This is a genomic window from Mycobacterium sp. NGS58 (genome assembly GCF_059812385.1).
On sequence record NZ_JCALCO010000036.1, the window covers coordinates 1 to 25,121 of the forward strand.

The window sequence follows — 25,121 nt, forward strand, 5'->3', positions numbered from 1 at the left end:
CTCCGTGGACCTGCGCGATTGTGATCTTGCGCAGGTTTCGCCAGCGCAGGTTGTTCTGGAAGAAGTAGTGCCACTCCTGCAGCATGATCTTCTCCGCGCCCTCCCGGGTCCCGCCGTTGATGGCCGCCGTCGGGTGCTGGCCCGGTCCAGGGGCGAACTCGGCGCGGGCCAGCTTGGAGCCGATGTCATGACCAGAGGAGAACATGGGACCCTCGCCGGCGAGGATGACGACGCGGACGGTGTCGTCGGCCTCAGCGCGGGTGAAGGCATCGTCGAGTTCGACCAGCATGCCGCGGTTTTGCGCGTTGCGTTGCTCCGGTCGGTTCAACGAGATTCGGACGATTTGGCCGTCGTCAAACGTCTCCCACTTCAGGAACTCGTAATCGGGCATGTCTCCTCCATGGTTCTTCTGATGCGGCAATGGTGTTATCAATATCTGAGAAGGTATGTTCTCACAGGTCGGACGGGGCCAAGCGGGAAGGGCGCAGATGATCGACTGCCAACGTAAGCCGCGGGTGATTCTCTGGGGTCCCGGTCAAGTCGGGGTCGGCGCTTTGCGCGCGGTGATCGCCCATCCGGGGCTGAACCTCGTGGGCGTCGTCGTGCACGCCAAGGCAAAAGAGGGCAAGGACGCGGGCGATCTGTGCGGGATGCCCGTGACCGGCGTCGTCGCCACCCGTGACGTCGATGCCGCACTGGCTCTCGACGCCGACGTGGTTGCCTACTTCGCGTCGGGGGACTACCGGTATCACGAGGCTGCGCAGGACATCGCCCGCTGCCTGCGCGCAGGGAAGAACGTCGTATGTACCTCGCTGGTGCCGATGTGTTATCCACCCGCCGCCGACAAGCAGACCGTCGATCTCATTTCGGCGGCGTGCGAGGAGGGTGGCACGAGTTTCTTCAACAGTGGCGTTGATCCTGGATGGGCCAACGATGTCATCGCGCTGACCATGACGGGATTCAGCAGCCGCGTCGACACCATCACCATGCTCGAACTACTCGATTACGGTCCAATCAACCAACCCGACATCATGTTCGACTTCATGGGATTCGGCCGCCCGCCAGACCATCCGGCGCCGTTGTTCGACACCGCCCGCCTGGCCGCGTTGTGGGCGCCGATCGTGCATTTAGTTGCGGATGGCGTCGGCTTGCCGCTCGATCGCGTCGACACAACAATTGAAAAGTGGTTGGCGACAGAGCGTTACGAAGTGGCATCGGGGTGGGTCGAGCCAGGGACGATGGGCGGAATGCGATTCAAGCTTGCAGGCAAGGTCGACGGTGAGGAGCGGGTGGTGCTGGAGCACATCACCCGCATGGGCGAAGGGTCGGCTCCCGAGTGGCCGCGGCATCCGTCGCCGCACGGTGGTTACCGCGTCATTGTTGACGGCCTACCCACGTACACGGTTGACGTCGAAATGCACGGACGGGGAAACAACATGCGGGGCTTGACGTACGCGACGGTGATGCGGGAACTCAATGCGATTCCGGCAGTCATCGCAGCGCCGCCGGGTCTCTTGTCGACGCTGAATCTACCGCTTATCACCGGCCCGGTCCGCGGCGGGACTTGGCGGGGTGTGCTGTCCGCGGCGGCTAAATCGTGAGCGGGCAAGCTGTCCCACGGACATCGGCGGACCTGTGGGAGGTCATGAGCACCGCATCCAGCGTGCGGCGGTATCGCGACGAACCCGTCTCCGACGGCGTCATCGACGCATGTCTGCGCGCGGCGAGCTGGGCTCCGTCCGGAGGCAATCAGCAACCATGGAAGTTCGTCGTGCTGCGATCGCCGAGCTTGCGCGACGTGATCACGGCTGCGGCCCACAAGACATGGGAAGTGATGACCGACTTCTATTCGATATCGACGCCTGAACAAGAGGCTGACGACCCCAAATCGCGCGTGCTGCGAACCATGGCCGAGCACATGAGCGTCGGGGGCGCGGCGCCGGTTCTGGTGCTGTTCTGTGTCCAGCCGCAGCGCGGAACCACCGAACTACAGCAGGGCGGTTCGATCTTTCCCGCGGTGCAGAACTTCTTACTCGCGGCCCGCGCGCAAGGACTCGGCGCGGCGATCACCCTCTGGCACGGGGCCTGCGAGGACCAGCTGCGGTCGATGGTCGGAATTCCTGACGACTGGAAGATCGCGACCTTGCTTACGGCGGGCTGGCCCGAGGGCGGGCACCACCCGGTGCGGCGCAAGCCGCTATCCGTGGTGGCGACAGTCGATCGCTGGGACTCACCCTGGCAGACCGGGTAAGCGACGCGCATGGACCTCCGCGACTATGCTGGTTCCACGAAACCCGTTGTGATACTTCACCCTTCTGGGATAAGGGTGAGTTTCGACCAACTCGAGGCCAGCGCGAATCGGCTGGCCCATTATTTGCGCCGACAAGGTCTTGCGGCGGGGGACACGATTGCCGTCGTGATGGAGAACAACGAGCACATCCATGCGGTGATGTGGGCCGCGAGGAGAAGCGGTCTGTACTACACGCTGATCAACACGCAGCTGCGTCCCGCCGAAATCTCCTACATCGTGGGCGACTGCGGCGCGAAGGCGATCATTTCGTCAGTGGCGTTGCGCGTTGTGTGCCAACAGCTGTCGGAATCACTGCCGCGTGGATTGCCATCCGTGGCGCTTATCGCCGACGGTGAACTAGAAGGGTGGCGACGCTATCCGGACTGTGTGGCCGCCATGCCAGCGGCGCCTATCGGGGATGAATGCGATGGGCAGCTTCTTCAGTACTCGGCCGGAAGCACCGGACGCCCAAGGGGAATCCGGCGCCCGTTGAAGCCCGCTAGGTCCGTTCGAACGAGTTTGTCGACACCCGTCTTCGAAGCGCTCGGGGTGGCAAGCGATTCCGTGTACATGAGCCCCGCGCCGACGTATCACACGGCCCCGGCGATGTGGACAATGGCTGCCCAGGCCGCTGGTGCGACCACTGTCATCATGGAGGCTTTCGACGCCGAGGGCGCGCTGGACTGCATCGAGCGATACGGCGTCACCCATGCACAGTTCGTTCCGACGATGTTCGTCAGGATGCTCCGGCTCCCCCGGGCGACGCGAATGCGGTTCGACCTGTCGACCCTTCAGCGTGTGGTTCATGCCGCCGCGCCGTGTCCACCCGAGATCAAGCGGCAGATGATCGATTGGTGGGGTCCGATCGTCGATGAGTACTACGGATCCTCAGAAGGCGCGGGAATCTCATTCATCCGCGCCGAAGACTGGCTCCGCCACCCCGGCTCGGTTGGCAAGCCAATGCTGGGAGTGCCGCACATCCTCGACGAAGACGGCAACGAGGTCGCCGCGGGACAGGTCGGCGACATCTATTACGAAGGCGGCTGTCCGTTCGAATACCTCAACGATGCAGAGAAGACCGCCGCGGCCCGCAATTCAAAGGGCTGGGTGACCGTGGGCGACGTTGGTTACCTGGACGACGACGGCTACCTGTACCTCACTGACCGTCGTCATCACATGATCATCTCGGGAGGCGTCAACATCTATCCGCAGGAAACCGAGGATGTACTGGTGTGCCATCCGCTGGTTGTCGACGCCGCGGTGTTCGGCGTGCCTGACGAGGTGATGGGGCAGTCGGTCGCGGCGGTGGTTCAACTGGTCGACCCGGCGCGGGCCACACCACAGCTCGCCGATGAGTTGACCGGGTGGCTCCGAAGTCGGCTAGCTCACTACAAGTGTCCGCGAACGCTGTACTTCGAACCGCAATTGCCCCGCAGCGACGCGGGGAAGTTGTACAAACAGGAGCTGATTAACAAGTACTCGCGGCGCTGAGCTCGGGCGGCCTGACTTCGGCGAGCGGAAAGAATGTGCCGGCCAAGCGATAAATCAGGTACGCGCCGCACTACGTCAAGAGACCTATCGGTTCGATTTTGCCGGGGGTGAGCGGCCTAATCGTCATACGACTGCGATGGCACAGTGTGCACGCCCGACACCGCATCACGAGAACGTGTAACGAGCGCTCTTGTCGCGGAGGCAGAATTCCGTTTGCTTGGATTATTGCCAGTCAACTCTCACGATGGACTTTTGCAGCTAGATGAGGAGCTCTCATGACCTATCGCCGTCTTGCTTGGGCGCTCTGCGCGGTGATGGCGGCGGCCATCATCCCCGTCGAGGCCCATGGCGAGCCGCCGACGAAGTGTCTGACCAACACTCCCAAGGGCAAGCAGGTCTACGTGCCTTGCGATCTGCTCAACGCCGGCGCCAACTTCCCACCCGGGCAGCGTTGTCCTCCACCGCTCGAGCAGTACCCGAAAGATGTGGCGGACTGGTGCGGCGAAGGCCCAGGCCTCGCGAGTACTACGCCTACGACTCCTACGACTCCTACGAGTCCCACCACTCCTACGAGTCCGACGACTCCAACCAGTCCGACGACTTCGACGACTCCGACCAGTCCGACGAGCTCAACGAGTCCTAGGACCTCAACCAGTCCGACGACCTCAACGAGTCCGTCGAGTCCTGCGACCACGGCGAGTCCTACGAGTCCGGCGGCTCCAGGCAATGCCGGGTGAGGACGTCCTCCATGAGCGGTGGTGGTGTTGCGAAGATCAAGCACGCCCAGCCGCCGGAGCGTCGCCCGGTTGACAGTTATGGGATCTCGTACACGACTATCTTGTCGGCGATGCCGCGCAGCGCCGCCTCCTTCTGAACTGGCCGGATCGCCTCTTTCTCCAGGATGGCGGCGACGCCAGGCGCCTCGATCACAGGGCCGGTGATGTGGATCTCCTGCGAGGTCGACAGGCCCTGCACCCGCGCCGCGATATTGACCGTCTGGCCGAAATAGTCCTGCCGTTCGTTTAGCATCACCGCGAGACATGGCCCCTCATGGATCCCGATCTTCACGATCAGGTCGGACTTGCCGCGCTCGGCATTGAGCTTGTCCATCGCGGCCCGCATCCGCAAGCCCGCGACAAGCGCGTGGGCCGGCTCGACAAACGTCGCCATCACGGCGTCCCCGATGGTCTTGACGACGGCGCCCTTTTCGGCCGCGATGATCTCCAGCAGCGCGTGAAAATGCGCGCGCACCAAGTCAAACGCGGCGAGGTCGCCGACCCGCTCGTACAGCGCGGTCGACCCCTTGAGATCGGTGAACAGAAAAGTCAACGAGGTGATTTTGAGACGCTGATCGATTTCGAGGTTGTCGGCCTTGAACACATCGCGGAATGTCTGGTTCGACAGCATTCGCTTGGCGGTGAGGAACGGCCTGCGCTTGCCCAGCAGATGGTGGAGGGCGTCGGCTCCGACAAACACGGTGGGCAGCGTCCGCACAGTGGACTGATTGTCGAGCGCGAGCCGCAACGGACCCGGACGCAAGGTACTCGACTCGGTCGGCGGATGCGCTTTGTTGAAGATCAGCCCGAGCTGCTGATCTTCCTCGGTCGGCGCGCCCTGGACGTCGATGAAATGGGCGGCGTGCGTAACCGGGTCGAACACGATGATGAATTCCGGCGGAAGCTGGATAGACAGCACCGCCTTCTCGCCGGCGGGCAGCCCGAGTGCAGCCAGTGTCACTTCGTCTGTCAGTGCGGCGAAGGAATCCTCATCGAGATCGATGCCCGAACTCCAGAACACCTGTTTGTAGTAATCCCAGAGCGGCAGCGTGTTGGGATCGTGGGCGGCAATCCGCCTGACCTTGGGGCTGACGGTAAAGGCCACCTCGACCTGCTCGTCGACGGAAGGCTCGTAGCCGCAGGCGCATAGCCCGCAGCGGTAGTCGTCGTCACGCAGCGATTTCAGCGTGTCGTGCGCGTCGAGGACGCCGCTGCAACCGGGACAAAGCACATTCCAGGTGAGATCGAACAGGCCAATACGCGCGGCATGCAAGAAGCCGGAGATCACCTTTTCTTCGTCGAAGCCGGTGCGCTTGGAAAAGTCCAGGGCGTTGATTCGATTGAGTTCATGATCTTCACCGTCCTCGATGAGCCGTGCGATGGCATCCGCGACGGCCCGATCGGCGGTTTCCTTGAGCACCGAAAGCTGGGGCAGGGTGTCGCTCATCACTTCAACTTAAATGCAATCGCCGCGACCGGGCACCAGAGATTTTCAGCGTGAGCTTTCTGAGAGTGATGCCTTAAAGGCACGCGCGGTGACCCCTCGCCCGTGCCTTTAAGGCGCCTCAGCGGAAGCGGACGTTCAGCGTCGCCAAGCCGAAGATCTTCCGGCCACCGGACTTCGCCCCGACAAGGACGACACCGGTGCGTGTCTGGGGGTCCAGCGACCTGACCTTACCGCCGAACTCGATATCGCAGCCTTCTTTGGCCGACACGATCGCGGGCGCCGAGAGCCGCACCGCGTAGCGGGTGACCGCGCCGGGATCGCCTGTCCATGTGGAGGCGAATCCGGCACCCAGCCCCATGGTGAGCATTCCGTGGGCGATGACGTCGGGCAGGCCGGCCAGCTTGGCGATCTCCTCGTCCCAGTGGATCGGGTTGGCGTCGCCGGCCACGCCGGCATAGTTCACCAGGTCCCCGCGAGACAGTCGGGTGTGATGCACCGGTAGCTCGTCGCCGACTTTCACGTCATCGAAGGACGGCGTCCCCGGCGTGCGGGTGTTGCCGTGCTCGGCGATCCGGATCTCGCCCTCGGGGCGCACCGTCTTCTCATACGCGTCTTCGGCTTCACCGACTGCGGTGAGGTCCACGTCGTGCATCATGATGTTCGGCACGGCCAACTTGATCGCCGGATCGACATCCTCGGCGGTGACTCCGACGACGGTGGTGTGCAGGGTGTGCACCCGCTCGCCGGCCGCGTCGGTGAAAGTGTTGGTCACGGTGATGAGGTCTCTACCGGCGATCCTGCGTACCGAGGTCAGTTCGACGTCAATGTGCAGTTCGTCGCCGGCCACGATCGGACGGTGTTGCTCGAACAGCTCTTCGGTCTGCATATAGGTGTCGTAGCCGACGACAACCTGCTCGAACATGCGGCGATTGCAGGTCATGCCCGGCGTCGACGTGAATGTCAGCGGCGCCACCAGGTCCGAATAGCCCAGCTCAGCGGCGGCGGCGACGTCCCAATGGGCGGGGTGATAGTCCTGCACCGCCCGGGCGTACTCGCGTAACTTCTCGCGGCCGACCAGGTAGGTGCCGTCCATCTGGTAGTAGTGGCCGACCCGCGATTCGAGCGCCGAGGCTTCTGCTGTGGTCATCAATAGCTCAACATTTCTATCGGCCGTTTCGTTGAGGCCGACCAAAGCACACTAACGTGCGTCGCGCCGGGGATGACGTCCGCCGATTCCTGACGACGCCGCCGTGTCGAAACCTATGCTGCCCGCATGACCGAGTTCCGCGCATCGTCCCCGCCAGATCTCCCGGGCATCCCCTCAGCCGAGGGGCCGCTGCCCGGCCCGGAGCAGTTGGTCGGCCGTCCGCGCGCGTTGGCCGTGGATTTACTCGGCGAATTGCACGGTCCGCTGTTCTACGCCGACTTCAACGGCGGCTTCAGAAAGCTTTACGCGTGTTCGCTGGAGCTCGTTACGGAACTTTGCGACGAAAGCCGGTTCGCCAAGAACCTGACGGCGACCCTTGCCCGGGTCAGGCCGTTGGCCGGTGACGGCCTGTTCACGGCCTACCACGGTGAACCGAACTGGCAGCGCGCCCACGATGTCCTGCTACCGGGTTTCAGTTACGCGGGTCTGCGCGCCTACCACGCGGCGATGCTGGACATCAACTGCACAATGATCGACCGGTGGGACGCCAGCGCGGGAGCCGGGCCGGTCGAGGTGTCGGCCGACTTGCAGAAGCTGGCCATGGACACCGTTGCGCTCGCCGGATTCGGTTCACGCTTCGACTCTTTCAACTGCCCCGGCCTGGCCCCGATCCCACAGAGCTTCACGACGGCGCTGGGGGAGTTGACATCTGACACGCAGACACCGGTGTTCAAGCAGGAACTGGCCACCTTGCACACGTTCATCGACGGACTGATAGCCGAGCATCGATCCGGTGACCGTGAGTTTGAAGACCTATTGGCGCTGATGCTGCAACAAAATCCGAACGGCGAACCCGTGCTGGAAACGGAGAACATCCGCAATCAAATCATGACCTTCCTGATCGCGGGGCAGCTCACCACATCGGAGCTGATGCCCAACACGCTGTACAACATCGTCACCGACCCGACGGTGCTACATCGAGTGCAGGCCGAGGTGGACAGCGTGTTCGGAGCCGAGGACGACTACCTGCCCAGCTACGACGACATCGGCAAGCTGACCTATCTGCGGCAGGTCATCGAGGAAACCCTACGACTGTCCCCGCCGGTGCTGAATTTCGATCGAATGGCATTGGAAGACACCGTGATCGGCGGCAAGTATCCGGTCAAGCGCGGTGAGGCGGTCACGGTGCTCACCGGCGCACTGCACCGTCAGCCGCAGTGGGGCGACAACGTCGAACTCTTCGATCCTGACCGCTTCGCTCCCGAACGCTCGGCAGCTCGGCCGGCCGCGCTGTTCAAACCCTTCGGAACCGGCGCACGATCCTGCATCGGCCGGCAGTTCGCACTGCATGAGGCGGCCATGGCAGTGGCTCGACTCATACATCGATATCGCCTCATCGACACCTATCACTATGTGCCGCAATGGGAAACCCCCACCAGCCGCCGGCCGGTCGAGTTCCGGCTCGATCTGCTGCGGCGCACTCCGCAGGACCGCAACACCCACACGCGTGGCGCCCAGGCCGATGGCGAACGCAGCGAAGCGCAAAGTCCTGCAACGGCTATCACGGCCGGCACCAGGCTGGCGGTCCTGTACGGTTCCAACCTCGGCACCTGCCGTGCGCTGGCCCGGCAATTCGCCGACGATGCCACGGGGCTGGGCTGCACGGCGACGGTGGCCCCACTTGACGACGCCGTTGGTGGCTTTCCCGAAGCCGAGGCCGTCGTTGTGATCGCGTCCTCGTACAACGGACAGCCGACCGATGACGCGCGCGCCTTCCTCACCTGGCTGCTCGACGCGGATACCACGCTGAATCCGGCTCCCAACGTCGCGGTTCTCGGTGTGGGGGACCACAACTGGGCGGACACCTACCAAGCGGTCCCGCAGCGCATCGACGAGCGTCTCGGCGAGCTGGGAGCCACCCGATTGGTCCCGCTGGCGGCGGCGGACACCTCCGGGGATATGGTCGGCACGATCGAGGAGTTCGCGGCCACGCTGTGGTCGTCGTTGGCCGAACGCTTCGGAGACCCCGACGCGGCACCGGTCACAGACGCGGCCGAACCGCTCTACGAGTTACGCCGGATCGTCGGGCCGGTGACGGCGGCCATGGACGCACGGTCGTCGGTGATCCCGATGACCATCGTCGAGAACACCCAACTGGTCAGGCCCGGGCTAGGGCAAGCCAAAACCAATGTCCGCGTAGACCTCCCAGACGGCATCGACTACCAAACGGGTGACCACCTCACGGTGATGGCCGACAACCCGCCCGAGGTGGTCGACGCGGTCTTGGCCCAGCTCGGCATTGACCCTGGACTGCGGCTGGCGATCAATCCTCGGCGCAGCTCTCGGCGGCTCATCGCGCTGGACCGCGAGGTCAGCGCGCGGGAACTGCTCACGCACTTCGTCGAATTGCGGAAACCGGTGACCAGCAGTCAATTACGCAGTCTCGCCGCGGCCAACAGCAGCCCCGCGGAGCGCCAGCGGCTCACCGAACTGGCCGCGGCCCCAGACGGTTGCCCGCTCAGCGTATTGGAATGCCTCGATGAATACCCCGCCTGCGTTCTCACCGGTGCCCAACTTCTCGAACTGCTGGATCCCATGGTGCCCAGGCACTATTCGATCGCATCGTCGTCGATGCTGTCACCGCGCACGGTAGGTCTTGTCGTCAGTGTGCTCGACGCGCCGGCCCGTTCCGGTCACGGTCTGTTCAAAGGTGTCGCGTCCAATTACCTCGCGACAGTCCAACCCGGACAGGTGATCCGGGCGCGCGTGGATCCGGCCCGCCAGGCATTCCGGGCCGGTGCCGATCCGGCCAAGAACGTGATCCTGGTCAGCGCCGGTACCGGCGTCGCGCCGTTCCTCGGTTTCCTCGGTGACCGACTGGCCGCACAGCGCGCCGGAGAGCCGGTGGAGCCTGCGCTGTGCTTCTTCGGGGTGCGTGACCCGGAGGTCGATTACATCTTCCGAGACCGGTTCGAACAGGCCGAAGCCATCGGTATCGTGCGGATGCGACCGGCTTTCTCCCGGGCGCCGCAAGACGGGGTCCGCTACGTGCAGGACCGGATCGTCGCGGACGCCGACGAGGTGTGGGACCTGTTAGGCGACCCGGCCAAGGACACCCACGTCTACGTGTGCGGAGATGGCGCGCGGATGGCGCCTGCCGTGCGTGGGTCCTTCCTCGACATCTATCGGACACGGACGGGCGCTGACGACGATCAGGCCCGTGACTGGCTGAACGGTCTCATCGAGTCCGACCACTACGTCGAGGACGTGTGGGCAGGGTGAACCTCGCCATAGCTATGGCCGAGCCGCTGCGCTTGGCATTGGCCGCGACTAGGAAGCGTCGCGCAGGCGTGTCTCCACATCCTTGATCCCCTGACGCAGGTGCTCCGCCAGGTGCCACTCCTCACCGCTATGCGCATCGCGTAACGCCACGTCGACCGCCGATTTGGCATCCGAAAGGTGTCCCCGGCGTTCCTCCCCATGCGTGGTGATGGCATTGAGGACGGCCCGCACGGCCTCCTGACACGCGTTGGCGAAACCGCTGAGATGTGTGACCGGCATGCTGACCCCTTCGTACGCGTGTTCAGCGAAGTGCCCGCTGTCGCGGGACTACAAACATTTCTTCGTCATCTGCGGTCGTGGCGTTTCGAGTCCCGGCGTTTTCCAGACGAGCTCCCGCCGGAAGCGCTGGTCAGTTGCCGGCCTCGATCGACGCGACCCTCGCGGCCGCATCGGGACCGCAGAAACGCTGAAGGTCCACTCCGCCGGCCCCGAGGAAGTCGTCGATGCGGCGCTTGAGGTCGCCCGAGGAAACGTGGGCGTAGAGGTTTCGGCCCGGGCAGGAGGTTTGAGCTAGGTCCCGATGGCCCGCCAGCGTGTCGCTCGAAACGTGAAAAGTCTGGGCGGCCCACGCGAAGGCGCGAGCTGCGCCCTGCAGCTGGGCCTCCGGCACGGCCTCCTGATCGAAATCTCCTTCACACAGGACCAGGAAATGGCCCGTCGTGTCGTAGTCCGTCGCGGTGTCGCCCGCGATCTCGGTGCTCCGCAGCTCGTAGATGTTGCCGTTGCGGTCCACCCCGACGTGATAGGCGATGTCGATCCATCCGTGCTGGTCCTGGTGGTATCGCTGATCCTGTCGAAGATGGCCCGGCGCATTGCGGTTGTCGCCAAGGGCGACAGCCTCGTGGTGCAGGGTCATCCGGGTGATGGTGTGGCGCTTGCCGCCGGAACGGGCCGGTCGCGCGCCCCAGGCATCCCGGCACAGCAGAAGCGCCGAAGTCGTGGCGGTCAGGCTTGCACTGATCGTCGAGGTCGGGGGAGGAGTCGGAGCCGAAGGTGGGGTCGGGCCGGTCTTTGACCCCGCAGTCGAGTAGTTGCCGACGAGGGACGCCGCCCCGGCGCCACCGGCCAGCGCAAGCAGCTGACGGCGGCTGACAAGAGCCGGCCGGCCGCACGCTGGCTCGCACACGGTCCACACCATACGGGTGTGATGCCGGCCCGCGGAGCCGCTTCGTTCATGTCCCACCCAGCGCGTTGCGCACGCGTCCGCGCGCCCGGTCGAGCCTGGCGGCGGCCTCGGTCGCGTCGACGCCCGCAAGCAGGGCGACGATCGCGGTCTTGGCGTGACCGCCCGCGGCGGCCAGCGCGGCGGCCGCGGTCTCCTCGTCGACCCCGGCCGCGTCACGGACGATCCGCACCGCGCGGCGGCGCACCTTCGCATTGGTCGCGCGCACGTCGACCATCCGCGGCCCGTAGGCCTTGCCCAGCGCGATCATGACACTCGTCGACAGGGCATTGAGCACGACCTTCTGCGCCGTCCCCGCGGTGAGCCGCGTGGACCCCGCGAGCACCTCGGGCCCGGTCGGCAGCTCGATCATCAGGTCCGCAGACGCCTCGCTTCTCACGTTGTTGACTATCGCGACGGTCAAGGCGCCCGCTGCGCGCGCGTGCTCCAGCGCCCCGAGCACGTACGGCGTGCGGCCCGACGCCGTGATCCCGACCAGCGCGTCGGCGGCGGTCAGGTCCGCGAGATCAGTGGGATCGAACGCATCCTCGGCGCCCTCGATCGCCTCGGTCAAAGCCGTTGGCCCGCCGGCGATCACGCCGCGCACCAGGTCAGTGCCGAACGTCGGCCCGCACTCGGCCGCGTCGAGCACACCGAGCCGCCCGGGCGTCCCGGCACCGGCGTAGATCAGGCGGCCGCCGCGCTCGAGCCGCGCGGCGATCGCCTCCGCGGCCGCCGCGATCCGCGGTACCGCCGCCGCCACCGCCCAATGCGCCTCGCCCTCGGCGGCGACGAGCAGCGCGACGACCTCGCCGATGGACCGCGCGTCGAGGTCGTCCAGGCCCGGTCGCACGGCTTCGGTGGTGAGGGTATCGACGCCCTGCATCGCGCCGGCCGCCCGCATGCGGATCAGGTGCGGCTCGTGGATCGCTCCTAGCCGCAGCGCGCCGTCGAGCGCGTCGCCGGCGGCCGGGATGATCTCAAGCCGCTCGCGCAGCGCCCCGACCCCCGCCAGTCCGCCGACCATCGCCACCGGGCCGTCCGCTGCCGCGCGGGCGGTCGCGGCCAGCGCCCGGGCGGCGGCGTCGATGATCGCCAGCGCCACGGCGTCGCCGGGCGCGGCGAGGACGTCGGGCGCGAAGGACGCGAGCGCGGCGGCGTCGGTCAGCTGCGCCGGCCAGGTCTCCGGCGCGCCGAAGCGGGCGCGGGCGGCGTCGAGCAGGGCGGTGGACGGGCCGCGGCCGTCGTGGCAGCGCAGCGCCGCGCGCAGCCCGGCGGCGCCGATCCACGTGCCGCCGCCTTCGTCGCCCAGCCAAGGGCCCCAGCCGTCGGCGGTGCGCAGCGCGCCGTCCGCGTCGATCGCGAGCGCCACCACGCCGGTGCCTGCGATCAGCACGACGCCCGGCCGTCCGCCCAGCGCGCCGGCGTGCGCGATCACGGCGTCACTGGTCACCACAAGCCGCTGCGCCCCAAGCGATTTCAGCAACACATCGCCGAGTGCATGCGCCGCTTCGGGTGCCGCCAGGGCTCCCGCGGCGCCCACGATCACCTCGTCGACGGGACCGAAATCTCTCGTGACGCCCACGATCGCCGCCTCCGCCGCCCGCACGCCGCCGGGCATCGCCAGCCCCGGCGCGCCCGGGCCCTCGGCCCTCCGGCCGCCCGCCTCGGCCCGGCAGGTCGTCTTGCCGAGGTCGACGGCGAGGATCATCGGAGCTTCTGTGCGAATTCGATGACGTTGCCGTCCGGGTCGGCGATGTGCAGCGTCCGTTCCCGCCATGGCCGATCCACCGGCCCGGTGAGGATCTCGACACCGAGCGCGCCCAGCCGTTCGGCTTCCGCATCGACGTCGTCGATCAGGAAGCCGATCTCACCGCAGGGCGGGCTTCCGCCCCCGCGACCGATCAGCTCCGGCAGCTTCGAGCGTTCGAATAGCGAGAATTTCGTGTTCTCCATTTCGAACTCGACATAGCCGTCACCCTCGATTCGCACCCGAAGCCCGATCACGTCGCGGTAGAAAGCCACCGACCGGTTCAGCGATTCGACATATTGGATGACGTAGTCCACACGACGCATGCAATGCACGGTATCGGCCTCCGCCGTGAGCCCGTGGAAGTTCAGCGACCGGTGAATATGGGAGCGCGGCGCTGGGCCGCCGCCGTCACGCCCTCGCGGAAGTCGGCGGTCGCCGCAAGGCGTGTTTGTTCCTCGAGCTCGTGGGCGGTGGCGGCGGCGACGGCCTCGGCGAGTCCGGCGCGCATCCTGGCACGGATGCTCGTGAGCGCCAAGGGCGCCGAAGCGGCGATACGCTCGGCGAACCGAGTCGCCCCCGCCCGCACGTCGCCGTCAGCGACTAATTCATCGAATAACCCCGCCGCATAACCGATCTCACCCCCGAAGCGCTCACCGGTGAGCATCCACTCGAGCGCCTTTTGCTGGCCGACGACGCGGGGCAACGTGGCGGTGATGCCGAAGCCGGGATGAAACCCGAGCCGGCTGAAGTTGGCCGCAAATTTCGAGGACGGTGCCGCCACGCGGAAGTCTGCGCTCAGGGCAAGCCCGAGCCCGCCGCCGATCGCGGCGCCCTGCACCGCCGCGACAACCGGCTTCCCGGCGCGAAACAACCGGATGGCCTGGGCGTAGAGCTCGTCCGGCGACGAGCGATTCTCGGCGGGCTGGGAGAAGTCGGCACCCGCGCAAAAGTGCTTACCCTCCGCGCACAACACGATCGCCCGGCATTCCATCTCGTCGTCCAAATGCTCGTAAGCGTCGGCGATGCCCGCAATCAAGTCGGTGTCGAAGTAATTGTTCGGGGGCCGATGGATCTCCACCATGGCCACGTTGCCGGCGAATTCGACGGTGACATCTGTCATAGCTGTCCCAACAGTTCACGCACGGCGGCATTGAAGATCTCGGGCTGATCCATGTTCGCCGCATGCCCGGCGTTGTCGATGACCAGCTTGCGGGAATTGACAATCTTGCGGTGCATGTAGTCGGCCGGGGCCAGGAAGTCGGTGTCTTGGGCGCCGACAACCACCAACGTGGGAACCCTGATGCTGTCGAGCGACGAGATTACGCGAGCGTCCTTTTGGGCCATCACACCGCGGGCGGCGCGGGGCAGCCCCTCGGGATGCGCATGCAACGCCTGAGCGACTTCCGCCGACGCGCCCGCGTGCCCTTCGCCGTGCTCGAGTTCTCGGGCTCGGCGTTGTACCCACGCGTTCCACTTGTCGCGCGCCCCGTCGTTGCGATAACCCGGCCCAGTGTCGACCAGCACCAGCGCGGCCACGCGCTGCGGATGGACGAGGTGGAAGGCCAGGGATAGATAGCCGCCCAACGACATTCCGCCCAGTACGGCGCGATCGACACCTGCGGCGTCGAGAATGGCCGCCATGTCGGCGACGCTGATCTGCTCGGTGTAGCGCTCCATGTCGTCGGGTGCGTCGCTGCTGCCATGGCCGCGCTGGTCCCAGACGATCACCGGTCTATCGACGCTCAAGGCATCGATATTGGGGTTCCACATGCCAGAGGTGGCGCCGAAACCGTGTGTGAGCAAAAGCGGTAGGCCCGTCGCGTCCGGGTTGTGCACCTGATAGGCCAGCGTGACCCCGTCCGGGCGCTGCAACCGGTTCACGACATCACCTCCGACCCCGACTGGATGGCCGGATACAGGGCGTCGGGGCCACCGGCGACCAGCGCCGCGCCGAGTCGGTGCGCCCAGCGGTGATGCCCTCCGGCTTCGTCTCTCCATGCCCAGAGGCGACGGGTCAGATAGTGCAACGGATACTCCTTCGTCATGCCGATGGCGCCATGCGTCTGGTGGGCGGCCGCGGTCACCAACTGCGCGGCCCGGTCGGCAAGCATCTTGGCGCAGGCGATTTCGAAGCCACCCCGGCCGAGTTCGACCGCTTCGACCGCACCGGCGATGGCCGACGCCACCACCGCGGCCTGCTGGTGGATGGTCACCAAATGGGCTTGAACGGCCTGGAAGCGACCGATGGGGCGTCCGAATTGCTCACGTTCGCCGCTGTAGCGCAGCGTCATCGCGGCTACGGCACTCACCGCGCCGGCCATCAGCGCGGCACGCCCCAGCGCGGTGCGTTCCCACAACGTTTGGTCGGTAACCTCGTCCGTCGCATCGGCACGCGCCGTTACCGGTACACCGTCGAAAGTGACTGTGTCACGGGCATCCTCGGCGAGGTTGACCCCGCGGCTGACAGCCGGTCCTCCTGATGATGCGGCCGGTCCGGGTGCGAGCACCACCACGCCGTCGACCAGTCCGATGACATGCTCGGCACGGTGGCCCCATGCGACTGCCGGCACCGTGCCGAACAGCCGGTCACCGTCGAGACGCAGCGTCGCGACGGGTGGCAGTACCGTGCGGACACCTTTGGGCAGCGCGAGACCGGCGGACGCCAATAGCCACCCGCCGACAAGTCCGGCTTCGGCCAGCGGCACCGGCGCCGCATGCGCTCCCGCGGCCCGCAGCAGCTGAACCGCGTCGGCGACGCTGCCCCCGGCGCCGCCGAGTTCCTCTGGAACGGGAACATCGCTGAAGCCGCTTTCCTGCAATGCGTTCCACAGTCCTGGTGCCCATCCGGTGGCATCGGCGCCGCCGACATCGTCCCAACGGCTATGCGCGGCGAACAACTTCTCGGCGGCGGTGTACAACTCGTTGTCGCTCATGACAACCCCTTGGCGGCGACGGAGCGCAACACCTCGGTGGTGCCGCCGCGGATGGTGAATGACGGCGCGTCCAGCGTGGCGCGGCGCAACAACCGCTCAAACAGCGACGGTGCCGGCTCCGCGGTACAGACCAGCTCGCGGTCCAGCAACTCGCGCAGCGCGCGCACGACGTCCTGTTCGAACCGGGTGCCCATCTCCTTGATCAGTGCGGCCTCGGCCGCGGGGGTATCGCCGGCGTCGATCGACCTGGCCACTGTCAGCGAGAGCCGGCGCAGTACCCAGTATTGGGCCGCGAGCTCGCCGATCAGCCGGCTCCCTTCGCGACTGGCCGCCAGGTCCGGGTGTTCGCGGATGAACTCCTGAACGACCAGGAACGTCGAGATCCAGCGATCGGGGCCGCTGCGCTCAAAGGCCAGCTCGTCGGCGTTCTGTGCCCAGCCCTGCCCGATTTCGCCGATCACCATCTCGTCGGAAACCAGAACCCCGCCCAGGAGCACCTCGGCGAAGTGGTCGGTGCTGCCATTCAGGAAGGGGATCGGCTTGACCGTCACCCCGGGGCTGCGCATATCGATCAGGAATCGGCTAAGCCCCGCGTGCCGTTCGCCGTCCCCGGTTCGGCACAGCGCGATCATGAAGTCGGCGCGCATGGCGTTGCTTGTCCACACCTTGACGCCGGACACCCGCCAGCCGTCGGTGTCGCGCACACCCTTCGTGCGGACCGACGCGAGGTCGCTTCCGGCGTCGGGCTCGCTCATGCCGATGCAAAAACACAACTCGCCGCGGCAGATTCGCGGCAGCAGCCATTGCTTCTGTGCCTCGGTGCCATAGCGAAGGAGCACCTGGGCGATCTGTCGGTCGGCCACCCAGTGATGTCCGACGGGCGCGCCCCAGCGCAGCAGTTCTTCGACGACGAGAAAGCGGTCGACCGCGGTTGCGTCGTGACCGCCGTAGCGGGCGGGGACCGCCATGCCGATCCAGCCCCGCTCGCCCAATGCGGCGGAGAACTGCGGGTTTACCTCCGCGCCCATGCCGAGGCCGGGTTCGAACGTGCCCCACGGCAGCGTCTCGGCGAGGAAGGCGCGGACCTGCTCCCGCAACTGCAGCTCTGCGGTGGTGAGCGCGGCGGGCGACGTGACCATACCTGGCAGGCTATCCACCCGCGCCGAAGTGAGGAAAGGTACCGCCTCGCCCTGAGGGCGACCATCAAATCGCGTCCCCACCTCTTTCACGGCGGCGATCAACTGAGCGCATATCTCGAAAATCCTTGCCATGGAGACGGAATCGGATAGCGGGAATGACGGATTCGGCGGAGGCACTCGCGTCGATATTGCCCTCCGTGCGCGGCTGTCGTCCGCGGATAATCCGGTGGGTCGCAACGGGTCCACGCAGGCGTAAGGTTCGACCATGAACGTCGCGGGCAGCGCGCCGGACATCCACTATGCCAAGAGCGGCGGCCTGAACATCGCGTACTCGGTGACAGGCGAGGGGCCCGACCTTGTCGTCGCTCCCGGCTTCATCTCGCACCTCGACATCATGTGGGAGGAGCCGTCGGTCGTCCACTACTATTCGCGGCTCGCGTCCTTTCGTCGCGTCGTCACCTTCGACAAGCGGGGCACGGGCCTTTCGGATCCGGTTATGCACGCGCCGACATTGGAAGAGTCAGTCGACGACCTGCGCGCCGTCATGGACGCGGCCGGATGTGAACGCGCCGACCTGATAGGCGTTTCGGAGGGCGGGACGATGGCGATGCTGACGGCGGCCGGCCACCCCGATCGCGTGAATGCCCTTGTCCTGTATGGCACGTTCTCCCGCCTGGTGGAAGGAGCTGACTACCCGCTCGGCGTGACCAAGGAGCAGCTGTCGGCGTTGGTCGAGGTGAGTGCCAAGGGCTGGGGTGAGGGCGTCGGACTGGGTGCCTGGGCTCCGAGCCGGCGCGACGACGCCGATTTCCGGCGGTGGTGGGCGCGGCTGCAGCGGGTGGCCGCCAGCCCCGGCATGGTCCGCAACATCTTCGCGCTCTATCCGCAACTGGACATCCGCGACGTGCTGCCCACGATCCAGGCGCCGACGCTCGTGCTCCACCGCCGCGACGACCGGATGGTGAGGCGTGAGATGGGTCGCTACCTCGCCGAGCGCATCCCCGGTGCCAAGTTCGTCGAGGTCGACGGCGCCGACCACCTGTTCTTCACGGGCGACGCCGATGCCCTGCTCGATGAGATCGAGGAGTTCCTCACCGGCGTCCGGCCGCAGCCTGCGGTCGAGCGGGTCTTGGCCACGGTGCTATTCACCGACATCGTCGACTCCACGAAGCGGGCGGTCGAGCTCGGCGACCAGCGATGGAAGGACCTGCTCGGCAGGCACGACGCCCAGGTACGGCGCCAGCTGGCACGCTTCCAGGGTCATGAGGTCAACACGACGGGCGACGGCTTCCTCGCCCGGTTCGACGGGCCCGCCCGGGCGATCCGGTGTGCCGCGGCGATCCGCGACGTGCTGCGCAGCCTGGGCCTCGAGGTGCGGGCGGGCGTCCACACGGGCGAGGTGGAGTTGCGCGACGGCGACATCAGCGGCATCGCCGTCCACATCGCCGCGCGCGTGGCGGCGGCGGCCGGGGCGGGCGAGGTGCTCGTCTCGCGTATCGTCGTCGATCTGGTCGCCGGGTCGGGACTTGGCTTTGCCGCTCGCGGCGCGTACGCCCTCAAGGGTGTCGCGGGCCAGTGGGAGTTGTTCGCCGTCGAAGGTTGACGGGTAGGGCTTACTCGCGGTTCTCTGCGGACTGATCTCTCCGCGCGTCCCAAATCGTTTGTGTCTCAATGCCGATCGAGGGGTGGTGGATTTCCTGGAAGTTCCGTCCGCCGCGACCGAATGTGGCGACGACGGCGGCCGGTGCATGGTGTTCCAGGATCGGCATGGACAGCCACTCGCAGCGTCGGATGTGCACTAAGTCCACCGCCGCAGCGGCTTTGTCGTCGTCGTAGGCGTAAGGCCCGGAGATGCGGCCCAGCCAGAACCGCCCGTGGGTGTCGCGGGTCCACACGAACGACCCTTCGTCGAGCTCGGCCAATCGGTCGACCCGACGGGCGAGCCGCTCCCGTTCGCCCGGCCGGCCCACAAGTTGGCCGAACCCGCACACGCCGAGCCGGCGGGCCCGATCGATGGCGGCTTGTGGCTCGACGGCATCGTCGCGGGATCGCATCGGCGCGCGGTAGACGGCGACCATGAGAGACATCGTGCCTCGGCGCCGCGGCCGGTCCGATGCGGGCCTTTTTCCGCACAACGCGCCCGACGACGATTTAATCTCCCGACATGGATCGCATCTGGCAGTGGACTTGGGATCGATACGGGTCGCGATATAGCTGGGCGGGGGGCGTGATCTCGTTTTTCATCTCGCTACCGATCTACCTCACGTTCGTGTCGTTTCCGATCGTCGCTTTCGAGAAGTCGGGCCGCTACGTTGCTGCTGCGGCCGTCACCGTTGTGGCCGTGCTGGTGCTCGCATGTTTCATGGTTCTCCCCGATCGTCGGTGGGCCCGCCCAGCGGAGCGGTGGGCGGCCGGCCACGACGTCGATCGGATGACGGCCCTGGAGGGCACCTATGTCTTCAGCCGCAAGGCGACTTCTCGCACGATCTGGGGCGCCGGTGTCTTCGCCGCCGTGTTGTCGGTCGTTGTCGGAGCGATCGCCGGAGCCGGGTGGATAAGGCTTGTGCAATACGGCGTCTTGGCTGCCGCCATCGCGGTGGCGGTCCAGCTGGTGGCGCTCCATAACGTCGTCGAGGCGGCATGGCGGCCACCCAGGGTTGCCCTGACCGGTGACACAGGGATCGGTGACTCTCTGCCGCGCGTGCGCCCGACCTTTGCCGCGCGGTCGAACGTGTCCATGGTTGCGGTCGCGTTCGGGTTCGCCGTCGGCGGCGCACTGCTTGCGGCCGTGTCCAATCGCGTCGGTGATGTCCCGATCCTCTCGGTGGTGATCGGAGGTGGGTTGGCGGTCGTCTTCGCGGTGCCGATCTCCGTCGGACTTGGATTCTCGCCATCGCTGCAACCCGTCCGGGACCTCGCCAGAGGCGCCGAACGTGTTGCGGCGGGGGACTATAGCCAGCGCCTGCCGGTCGTTCAGGACGACGACTTGGGCGCACTGGCCGCGTCGTTCAACCGCATGCAGACGGGTTTGGCTGAGCGGCAACGGCTTCAGGGCGCGTTCGGCACCTACGTCGACCCGGCTCTCGCCGCTCGGCTGCTTCAGCAGGGTGACGACGTGTTCATCGGTGAACGCCGCGAGGTAACGGTGATGTTCGTCGACATCCGTGACTTCACCCCGTTCGCCGAGGCGAACTCCGCTGAGGACACGGTCGCCCGGCTCAACGCGCTGTTTGAAATCGTCGTGCCGGCCGTCGTCGAGGCCGGTGGTCACGTCAACAAGTTCCTCGGTGATGGGGCTTTGGCCGTGTTCGGCGCCCCGAACGACCTTGTGGATCACGCGGACGCCGCGGTGACCGCGGCGGTGCTGATTCACCGCCTCGTCGGCGAGCGATTCGGCGGCGAGCTTCGCATCGGGATCGGCATCAACACCGGTAGGGTGATCGCCGGCACCATCGGCGGCGGAGGCAAGCTCGAGTTCACGCTGATCGGTGACGCTGTGAACGTCGCGGCCCGCGTCGAGCAGCTCACCAAGACCACCGGCGATGCGATCCTGCTCACCGATTCCTGCGTGGACGCCCTGGCCAGTCCACCGCGCGAGCTTCTCGACCGCGGATCGCACGCCTTGAAAGGAAAGTCGGCCCAGGTGCGGGTCTTCACTGTTGGCCTGGGGGCGCACGCCGCAACCTGAGTCGCGCGGCTATCGGTTGTCCTAGCCTTTCGGCGCCAGGACGACGATGGGGATCGGGCGCGACGTCTTCTTCTGGTATTCGTTGTAGCGGTTTTGATTGTTCTTATTGACGACCTGCCATAGCCGCTGGTAGTCGGGATCGCCGGACAGCACCGGTCGTGCGGTGACGGCGAAACGCCTTGGACCGACGTTGATCTCGACATCGGGGTTGGCCTTCAGGTTGTGGTACCAGCCGGGCGACGTGGGCGCACCGCCCTTGGAGGCGACGATCAGATAGTTGTCTCCGTCGCGGGCGTAGGTCAGCGACGTCGTGCGTTGTTTACCGGTCTTCGCGCCGACGGTGTGCAGCAGCAGGCTCGGTATCCACAGTGTGCGATGACCGATCCAGCCGTTCGACTTCTGATATACCGTGTCGTGCACCCGCAGCACCTGCGAGAACACTTTCTCCACGAAACTCATAGGGACCAGTCTCACTCAGCGGCGCCACGGTTTTCCAGTGCGGTCTAAGCGTTAGTGATGAGGCGGGTGCTCGTCGCGCAGGCGGCGCTCGTCGGACGCCTCGCGCATCTGCTCCTCGTCGCCGAATCTCTCCACGTCCTCGGGCGTGACGTACACCCGCTTCGGTTTCGGCGCGGCCCGCGGAGGTTCGGGTTCACTGGGCATGAGGCGATTGTCTCTTATCCTCGGCGATCTTCAGCTCTCGGCTCGGGCGATGTTCTCGACGATGATCTGACAGGCCGTCTCATAGAAGGCGCTGATCAGGGTGGAGAAGGAGAGCTCGAAGGGATAGATCATGTGCACGGCCAGAGGCTCGACCGTCCATTCGGGAAGGATCGGCACGATGGTGCCCTCACGCAGTTCCTCGGTACAGATGATCTGCGTCGGCATGGCGCCGACGCCGAGGCCCTGCAGGATGTACTCCTTGCACACTTGAAAGTTGTTGGCCCGTGCGCGTACTCGTGGCGACAGCTATGTCTCGTTATCGGTGATCCAGGTGGTGGTGAAGCGCAGTATCTCGGGAATGCCGTTGGCCAGATCGGATCCGATGGACTTCTCGAGTTTGCCGCCCAGCAGGGGGATTTTCACTTCCACGCGCACGGCAGAGCGCAGTTGGCAACCGCCGTCATCCGTCGGTGCCAGCCAGGTTTCCATATGACCTGACCCCAATCCGCCCGACGCCGAAACGCTGGCTTGCCCGCGCACCCGCCGGTCACCGTCCGGCCGCCATTTCTCGGTGTGCACGAGCTTGAGGTCACCTTTGATCAGTTTGGTGACCAGCCCGGGTAACAGTTGACGACCGAAATGCTGGGTGGTGCTCACTGTCACCGTGCCGTCGGCGTCGACCACCAGCGAATCCAACGTGATGTTGGTGGCATCGGCGATGCGGGCCAACCAATAGTCCTCGCGACCGAATGCGGCATGGATTTGTTCGACACTGGCGGGTGACTCGGTCGAGACGTCGAATGAGCGCGACATATCCATGCATTCTTGCAGAGTCGCGGTTCAGGGCCGCTCGAAATGCTGATAATCGATAGGCGCCTTCCAGTGACCGCCCCACCGCCACCCGCGGTCGGTGAAGACGCGCACCGCGGGGTCCCCGTCGTGCAGGAGTCCGGGCTCCTTCTGGCTGCGGTCCAGGTAATACGCCGCGTTGTGTGGCTGGAAGGTGCCGGTCGCGTAGACGCACGGGTTGAGACGTGGATTGAGGTCGATGGCCCGGCCATATGCGTGTTGAGACCAGTGATCGCTTCCCGGAATGCCCCGGCAGTTGAACGCCGACGTGTTGTCGTCCTGCATGGAGAGCTCATCGTCGGCGGCCTGGTATTGGTCGACGGTGCGGATCTTCTCGATGGGAAAGCCAAGGTGATAGAGCTGAGCGAAGACCGTGATGACCTCCGGCACCAAGTCCAGGTGCACGATCAGTTCGCCGCGATGCGTCCGTCCGTCGAAACCGACGTGGTCGACCTCGACTCGTCGTAGCTGTGCGGGGTCCACCGGACAGCCCGGCCGCCAGCTCGCGCCGAGCTCCGCCGACGTGACCGGCCGGACGGTGCTATCGGCAGGCGCCGGCTGTGGGCCGGCCGCCGACGACGCGGCGGAGGTCGGGCCGGCCGCCGGGGGCGCCGGGGCGGCGGTGCATTGCGTCAACGTGATCCCGGCCGCCATCGCGCCCGCCAGCACAACCCATCGCCTGCCGGACATCAACGGGGGATGAGTCCTCACCGCTCGCTCCCATCGGACCGCTTCGAGCGGGCGTCGCGACACGTCCTGCGCCAACGCCACTGCACACCGCTCCTAACCTGCTGCGCGACAGCCGCTTTGCGCCAAAACCCAAAGTGGTAGTGGATGCGATCAGGCCGTCGACTTACCCTAGCCGTATGCCGGTGGTCAGTGGCAGGTGGAAATTCCGGCCAAGCTCGCCGCGAAAGGCGGTCGTGGTCGCACTTGTGCTGCTCGGCCTCATCGCGGCGTCAACCTGGGCGTTTACGGCGCACAGGCCGGTAGCCGAACGCTCACAGCAGCCCGCGCTGACGTCTCCGCCCGCGCCAGCCGCGGAGAACCCGGCTGGGGCGCCCGCACCCGACTTCTCGGCCGTCTCCAAGCTGATGAACGACGCGATCGCGGCAGGTGGGCTGCCGGGTGGCGTGGTGGTGGTCGGGCACGGCGGCCACGTCGTCTTCCACCAGGCTTACGGGTCGCGCAAACTGGCGGGCGAACCGGGGCTGGACGGATCCCCCGCACCCGCGGAGCCGATGACCGAGGACACGGTCTTCGACATGGCGTCATTGACGAAGTGCCTCGCAACGGCGGTCGCCATCATGCAGCTCTACGAACAGGGCAAGGTCGCGTTCGACGATCCGGTGCAGAAATATCTGCCAGATTTCAACGCGACGAACGATCCAGGGCGGGCCATGGTCACGGTCCGCATGTTGCTGACCAACTTCTCCGGCGAAGGGATCGACGTCAGCCTCGCAGATCCCTGGGGGCTGAGCGGGCCCGACAAAGCGGAAGGCATTCGTCGCGCGCTCACCACGCCACTGCAGTCGGGTCCGGGTGAGCTTTTCCGATACTCCGACATCAACTACATCCTGCTGGGCGCGCTGCTCGAAAAGACCACGGGCGAGGCTGAAGACACGTACGTCCAACGCAATGTGTTTGCGCCGCTTGGCCTGCAAGACACCCGCTATCTTCCTGCGGCCAAAGCCTGTGGCCCACACGTGGTGCGAGGGGCGGCGGTTGCCTGGGCCCCAGCGCCGGCCGGAGGTGGGCCGACGGCCTGTCCCGCGGGGTCATGGAACACCAGCCTGCTGCCGCGCATCGCGCCAACGGCGCGCGACGAAGAAAGCAGAGACGACCCGAGCAAGAATCCGGATTTCTTTGCGCTGCTCCGGGGTACGGTGCATGACCCGACGGCGCGCCGCATGGGGGGAGTGGCCGGCAATGCCGGCCTGTTCTCGACCGCGCACGACGCCGGTGTCTTTGCGCAGGCGCTGCTTGATCGGCTGGCCGGCCGCCCGAGTGAGTTTCCTTTGCGGCCAGAAACTCTCGAGCTGATGACGACCCCTCAGCAGCCCGGCCACACCGCCAGACAAGTTGACGCGGCAAACCGTGCCGCCAAGGGAGGTCACGCTGCCCATTATCCCGCGATCGAAGGGCAAAGCCTGTTCGGCTTTGGCTGGGACATCGACACGGCCTTCTCCAAGCCGCGCGGAAAGGTCTTTCCCGTCGGCAGCTTCGGCAACACCGGGTTCACCGGAACCACGCTGTGGATGGACCCAGGCTCGAATACCTACGTCATTCTGCTCTCGAACTCGATCCACCTGCGGGGCAGCCCGCCGATCTCGAATCTCAGGGGTGCGGTGGCTACGTCGGCGGCGCAGGCGCTGCAGCTTTACGACACCGCGCCGTCGGCCACGCCATCGGCGCCCGCCCCGCGGAAAACACCGTAGTTT

24 protein-coding genes and 2 pseudogenes are annotated in these 25,121 nt (G+C 66.1%); 8 read left to right on the top strand and 18 right to left on the bottom strand.

Features of this window, described 5'->3' with window-relative positions:
* The coding region (locus tag AC5Y4H_RS24195) for an enoyl-CoA hydratase-related protein (protein WP_499986058.1) at nucleotides 1–391 on the bottom strand (391 nt) is incomplete at its 3' end.
* A gap of 124 nt (nucleotides 392–515) precedes the next feature.
* Between AC5Y4H_RS24195 and AC5Y4H_RS24200 the strand changes: the two genes are divergently transcribed.
* From AC5Y4H_RS24200 to AC5Y4H_RS24215, 4 genes are all read left to right on the top strand, one after another.
* Nucleotides 516–1,601, top strand: coding sequence for an NAD(P)H-dependent amine dehydrogenase family protein (locus tag AC5Y4H_RS24200; RefSeq protein WP_499986127.1), 1,086 nt, complete (start codon nucleotides 516–518; stop codon nucleotides 1,599–1,601).
* Between the two features lie 44 nt (nucleotides 1,602–1,645).
* Nucleotides 1,646–2,251: a nitroreductase family protein gene (locus AC5Y4H_RS24205; protein WP_499986060.1), complete on the top strand. Its 606-nt coding sequence runs from the start codon at nucleotides 1,646–1,648 to the stop codon at nucleotides 2,249–2,251.
* 9 nt (nucleotides 2,252–2,260) lie between these two features.
* Entirely contained in the window at nucleotides 2,261–3,781 is a 1,521-nt protein-coding gene (gene fadD4 / locus AC5Y4H_RS24210; RefSeq protein WP_499986062.1) for a fatty-acid--CoA ligase FadD4, read from the top strand.
* A gap of 496 nt (nucleotides 3,782–4,277) precedes the next feature.
* Nucleotides 4,278–4,424 (top strand): hypothetical protein, encoded by a 147-nt coding sequence (locus tag AC5Y4H_RS24215; protein WP_499986065.1) that lies wholly within the window; start codon nucleotides 4,278–4,280, stop codon nucleotides 4,422–4,424.
* A 170-nt stretch (nucleotides 4,425–4,594) separates the two neighbouring features.
* Here AC5Y4H_RS24215 and AC5Y4H_RS24220 read toward each other — a convergent pair whose 3' ends face one another.
* Both AC5Y4H_RS24220 and AC5Y4H_RS24225 read right to left on the bottom strand, forming a co-directional pair.
* A complete protein-coding gene (locus AC5Y4H_RS24220; protein ID WP_499986067.1) occupies nucleotides 4,595–6,004 on the bottom strand; it encodes an adenylate/guanylate cyclase domain-containing protein in 1,410 nt (469 codons plus the stop codon).
* Nucleotides 6,005–6,122: 118 nt separating this feature from the next.
* Nucleotides 6,123–7,151 (bottom strand): fused (3R)-hydroxyacyl-ACP dehydratase subunits HadA/HadB, encoded by a 1,029-nt coding sequence (locus tag AC5Y4H_RS24225; RefSeq protein ID WP_499986069.1) that lies wholly within the window; start codon nucleotides 7,149–7,151, stop codon nucleotides 6,123–6,125.
* Nucleotides 7,152–7,277: 126 nt separating this feature from the next.
* Here AC5Y4H_RS24225 and AC5Y4H_RS24230 point away from each other — a divergent pair, with 126 nt between their 5' ends.
* Entirely contained in the window at nucleotides 7,278–10,433 is a 3,156-nt protein-coding gene (locus tag AC5Y4H_RS24230; RefSeq protein WP_499986071.1) for a bifunctional cytochrome P450/NADPH--P450 reductase, read from the top strand.
* Nucleotides 10,434–10,481: 48 nt separating this feature from the next.
* On the opposite strand, the gene AC5Y4H_RS24235 is transcribed toward AC5Y4H_RS24230, so the two are convergent.
* From AC5Y4H_RS24235 to AC5Y4H_RS24275, 9 genes and pseudogenes are all read right to left on the bottom strand, one after another.
* Nucleotides 10,482–10,712 (bottom strand): hypothetical protein, encoded by a 231-nt coding sequence (locus AC5Y4H_RS24235; RefSeq protein ID WP_499986075.1) that lies wholly within the window; start codon nucleotides 10,710–10,712, stop codon nucleotides 10,482–10,484.
* A 130-nt stretch (nucleotides 10,713–10,842) separates the two neighbouring features.
* The gene (locus tag AC5Y4H_RS24240; protein WP_499986079.1) at nucleotides 10,843–11,619 is read right to left on the bottom strand and encodes an N-acetylmuramoyl-L-alanine amidase; all 777 of its coding nucleotides are present in this window, start codon (nucleotides 11,617–11,619) and stop codon (nucleotides 10,843–10,845) included.
* A 46-nt stretch (nucleotides 11,620–11,665) separates the two neighbouring features.
* Nucleotides 11,666–12,541 carry an N-acetylmuramic acid 6-phosphate etherase gene (gene murQ / locus AC5Y4H_RS24245; protein ID WP_499986128.1) on the bottom strand — a complete coding sequence of 292 codons (876 nt, stop codon included), beginning with the start codon at nucleotides 12,539–12,541 and terminating at the stop codon, nucleotides 11,666–11,668.
* 111 nt (nucleotides 12,542–12,652) lie between these two features.
* Nucleotides 12,653–13,435: pseudogene (locus tag AC5Y4H_RS24250) on the bottom strand (BadF/BadG/BcrA/BcrD ATPase family protein); the annotation flags it as partial.
* Complete coding sequence (locus AC5Y4H_RS24255; RefSeq protein ID WP_499986080.1) at nucleotides 13,363–13,731, bottom strand: VOC family protein; 369 nt, start codon at nucleotides 13,729–13,731, stop codon at nucleotides 13,363–13,365. The pseudogene AC5Y4H_RS24250 and the gene AC5Y4H_RS24255, both read right to left, overlap by 73 nt.
* Nucleotides 13,732–13,772: 41 nt before the next feature.
* Entirely contained in the window at nucleotides 13,773–14,528 is a 756-nt protein-coding gene (locus AC5Y4H_RS24260; RefSeq protein ID WP_499986082.1) for an enoyl-CoA hydratase/isomerase family protein, read from the bottom strand.
* Nucleotides 14,525–15,289 (bottom strand): alpha/beta fold hydrolase, encoded by a 765-nt coding sequence (locus AC5Y4H_RS24265; protein ID WP_499986083.1) that lies wholly within the window; start codon nucleotides 15,287–15,289, stop codon nucleotides 14,525–14,527. The genes AC5Y4H_RS24260 and AC5Y4H_RS24265 overlap by 4 nt, the downstream gene beginning before the upstream one ends.
* On the bottom strand, nucleotides 15,286–16,341 hold the full coding sequence (locus tag AC5Y4H_RS24270) for an acyl-CoA dehydrogenase family protein (protein ID WP_499986085.1): 1,056 nt from the start codon (nucleotides 16,339–16,341) through the stop codon (nucleotides 15,286–15,288). The genes AC5Y4H_RS24265 and AC5Y4H_RS24270 overlap by 4 nt, the downstream gene beginning before the upstream one ends.
* Nucleotides 16,338–17,480, bottom strand: coding sequence for an acyl-CoA dehydrogenase family protein (locus tag AC5Y4H_RS24275; RefSeq protein ID WP_499986086.1), 1,143 nt, complete (start codon nucleotides 17,478–17,480; stop codon nucleotides 16,338–16,340). The genes AC5Y4H_RS24270 and AC5Y4H_RS24275 overlap by 4 nt, the downstream gene beginning before the upstream one ends.
* A 265-nt stretch (nucleotides 17,481–17,745) precedes the next feature.
* On the opposite strand from AC5Y4H_RS24275, the gene AC5Y4H_RS24280 reads away from it, so the two are divergent.
* Nucleotides 17,746–19,083, top strand: coding sequence for an adenylate/guanylate cyclase domain-containing protein (locus AC5Y4H_RS24280; RefSeq protein WP_499986088.1), 1,338 nt, complete (start codon nucleotides 17,746–17,748; stop codon nucleotides 19,081–19,083).
* Between the two features lie 10 nt (nucleotides 19,084–19,093).
* On the opposite strand, the gene AC5Y4H_RS24285 is transcribed toward AC5Y4H_RS24280, so the two are convergent.
* On the bottom strand, nucleotides 19,094–19,558 hold the full coding sequence (locus AC5Y4H_RS24285; protein ID WP_499986090.1) for a GAF domain-containing protein: 465 nt from the start codon (nucleotides 19,556–19,558) through the stop codon (nucleotides 19,094–19,096).
* 86 nt (nucleotides 19,559–19,644) lie between these two features.
* On the opposite strand from AC5Y4H_RS24285, the gene AC5Y4H_RS24290 reads away from it, so the two are divergent.
* Complete coding sequence (locus tag AC5Y4H_RS24290; protein ID WP_499986091.1) at nucleotides 19,645–21,168, top strand: adenylate/guanylate cyclase domain-containing protein; 1,524 nt, start codon at nucleotides 19,645–19,647, stop codon at nucleotides 21,166–21,168.
* Nucleotides 21,169–21,189: 21 nt separating this feature from the next.
* On the opposite strand, the gene AC5Y4H_RS24295 is transcribed toward AC5Y4H_RS24290, so the two are convergent.
* From AC5Y4H_RS24295 to AC5Y4H_RS24315, 5 genes and pseudogenes are all read right to left on the bottom strand, one after another.
* A complete protein-coding gene (locus tag AC5Y4H_RS24295; RefSeq protein WP_499986093.1) occupies nucleotides 21,190–21,627 on the bottom strand; it encodes a nitroreductase family deazaflavin-dependent oxidoreductase in 438 nt (145 codons plus the stop codon).
* Nucleotides 21,628–21,678: 51 nt separating this feature from the next.
* Nucleotides 21,679–21,831: a hypothetical protein gene (locus AC5Y4H_RS24300; RefSeq protein ID WP_499986096.1), complete on the bottom strand. Its 153-nt coding sequence runs from the start codon at nucleotides 21,829–21,831 to the stop codon at nucleotides 21,679–21,681.
* Between the two features lie 30 nt (nucleotides 21,832–21,861).
* Nucleotides 21,862–22,137: pseudogene (locus AC5Y4H_RS24305) on the bottom strand (LysR substrate-binding domain-containing protein); the annotation flags it as partial.
* Nucleotides 22,138–22,644 (bottom strand): DUF2505 domain-containing protein, encoded by a 507-nt coding sequence (locus AC5Y4H_RS24310; RefSeq protein WP_499986098.1) that lies wholly within the window; start codon nucleotides 22,642–22,644, stop codon nucleotides 22,138–22,140. It abuts the pseudogene before it with no gap.
* Between the two features lie 27 nt (nucleotides 22,645–22,671).
* Nucleotides 22,672–23,334: a M15 family metallopeptidase gene (locus AC5Y4H_RS24315; RefSeq protein WP_499986129.1), complete on the bottom strand. Its 663-nt coding sequence runs from the start codon at nucleotides 23,332–23,334 to the stop codon at nucleotides 22,672–22,674.
* 212 nt (nucleotides 23,335–23,546) lie between these two features.
* Here AC5Y4H_RS24315 and AC5Y4H_RS24320 point away from each other — a divergent pair, with 212 nt between their 5' ends.
* The gene (locus tag AC5Y4H_RS24320) at nucleotides 23,547–25,118 is read left to right on the top strand and encodes a serine hydrolase domain-containing protein (protein ID WP_499986100.1); all 1,572 of its coding nucleotides are present in this window, start codon (nucleotides 23,547–23,549) and stop codon (nucleotides 25,116–25,118) included.
* The last annotated feature ends 3 nt before the right edge of the window (nucleotides 25,119–25,121 follow it).

What these genes read in the sequence shown, in the direction of transcription:
- AC5Y4H_RS24310 (WP_499986098.1), bottom strand. Translation starts at nt 22,644, where the DNA reads ATGTCGCGCTCATTCGACGTCTCGACCGAGTCACCCGCCAGTGTCGAA.
- AC5Y4H_RS24205 (WP_499986060.1), top strand. Translation starts at nt 1,646, where the DNA reads ATGAGCACCGCATCCAGCGTGCGGCGGTATCGCGACGAACCCGTCTCC.
- AC5Y4H_RS24255 (WP_499986080.1), bottom strand. Translation starts at nt 13,731, where the DNA reads ATGCGTCGTGTGGACTACGTCATCCAATATGTCGAATCGCTGAACCGG.
- AC5Y4H_RS24320 (WP_499986100.1), top strand. Translation starts at nt 23,547, where the DNA reads ATGCCGGTGGTCAGTGGCAGGTGGAAATTCCGGCCAAGCTCGCCGCGA.
- AC5Y4H_RS24235 (WP_499986075.1), bottom strand. Translation starts at nt 10,712, where the DNA reads ATGCCGGTCACACATCTCAGCGGTTTCGCCAACGCGTGTCAGGAGGCC.
- AC5Y4H_RS24275 (WP_499986086.1), bottom strand. Translation starts at nt 17,480, where the DNA reads ATGGTCACGTCGCCCGCCGCGCTCACCACCGCAGAGCTGCAGTTGCGG.
- fadD4 (WP_499986062.1), top strand. Translation starts at nt 2,261, where the DNA reads ATGGACCTCCGCGACTATGCTGGTTCCACGAAACCCGTTGTGATACTT.
- AC5Y4H_RS24230 (WP_499986071.1), top strand. Translation starts at nt 7,278, where the DNA reads ATGACCGAGTTCCGCGCATCGTCCCCGCCAGATCTCCCGGGCATCCCC.
- AC5Y4H_RS24220 (WP_499986067.1), bottom strand. Translation starts at nt 6,004, where the DNA reads ATGAGCGACACCCTGCCCCAGCTTTCGGTGCTCAAGGAAACCGCCGAT.
- AC5Y4H_RS24225 (WP_499986069.1), bottom strand. Translation starts at nt 7,151, where the DNA reads ATGACCACAGCAGAAGCCTCGGCGCTCGAATCGCGGGTCGGCCACTAC.
- AC5Y4H_RS24260 (WP_499986082.1), bottom strand. Translation starts at nt 14,528, where the DNA reads ATGACAGATGTCACCGTCGAATTCGCCGGCAACGTGGCCATGGTGGAG.
- murQ (WP_499986128.1), bottom strand. Translation starts at nt 12,541, where the DNA reads ATGCAGGGCGTCGATACCCTCACCACCGAAGCCGTGCGACCGGGCCTG.
- AC5Y4H_RS24290 (WP_499986091.1), top strand. Translation starts at nt 19,645, where the DNA reads ATGGATCGCATCTGGCAGTGGACTTGGGATCGATACGGGTCGCGATAT.
- AC5Y4H_RS24300 (WP_499986096.1), bottom strand. Translation starts at nt 21,831, where the DNA reads ATGCCCAGTGAACCCGAACCTCCGCGGGCCGCGCCGAAACCGAAGCGG.
- AC5Y4H_RS24280 (WP_499986088.1), top strand. Translation starts at nt 17,746, where the DNA reads ATGAACGTCGCGGGCAGCGCGCCGGACATCCACTATGCCAAGAGCGGC.
- AC5Y4H_RS24315 (WP_499986129.1), bottom strand. Translation starts at nt 23,334, where the DNA reads ATGGCGGCCGGGATCACGTTGACGCAATGCACCGCCGCCCCGGCGCCC.
- AC5Y4H_RS24285 (WP_499986090.1), bottom strand. Translation starts at nt 19,558, where the DNA reads ATGGTCGCCGTCTACCGCGCGCCGATGCGATCCCGCGACGATGCCGTC.
- AC5Y4H_RS24270 (WP_499986085.1), bottom strand. Translation starts at nt 16,341, where the DNA reads ATGAGCGACAACGAGTTGTACACCGCCGCCGAGAAGTTGTTCGCCGCG.
- AC5Y4H_RS24295 (WP_499986093.1), bottom strand. Translation starts at nt 21,627, where the DNA reads ATGAGTTTCGTGGAGAAAGTGTTCTCGCAGGTGCTGCGGGTGCACGAC.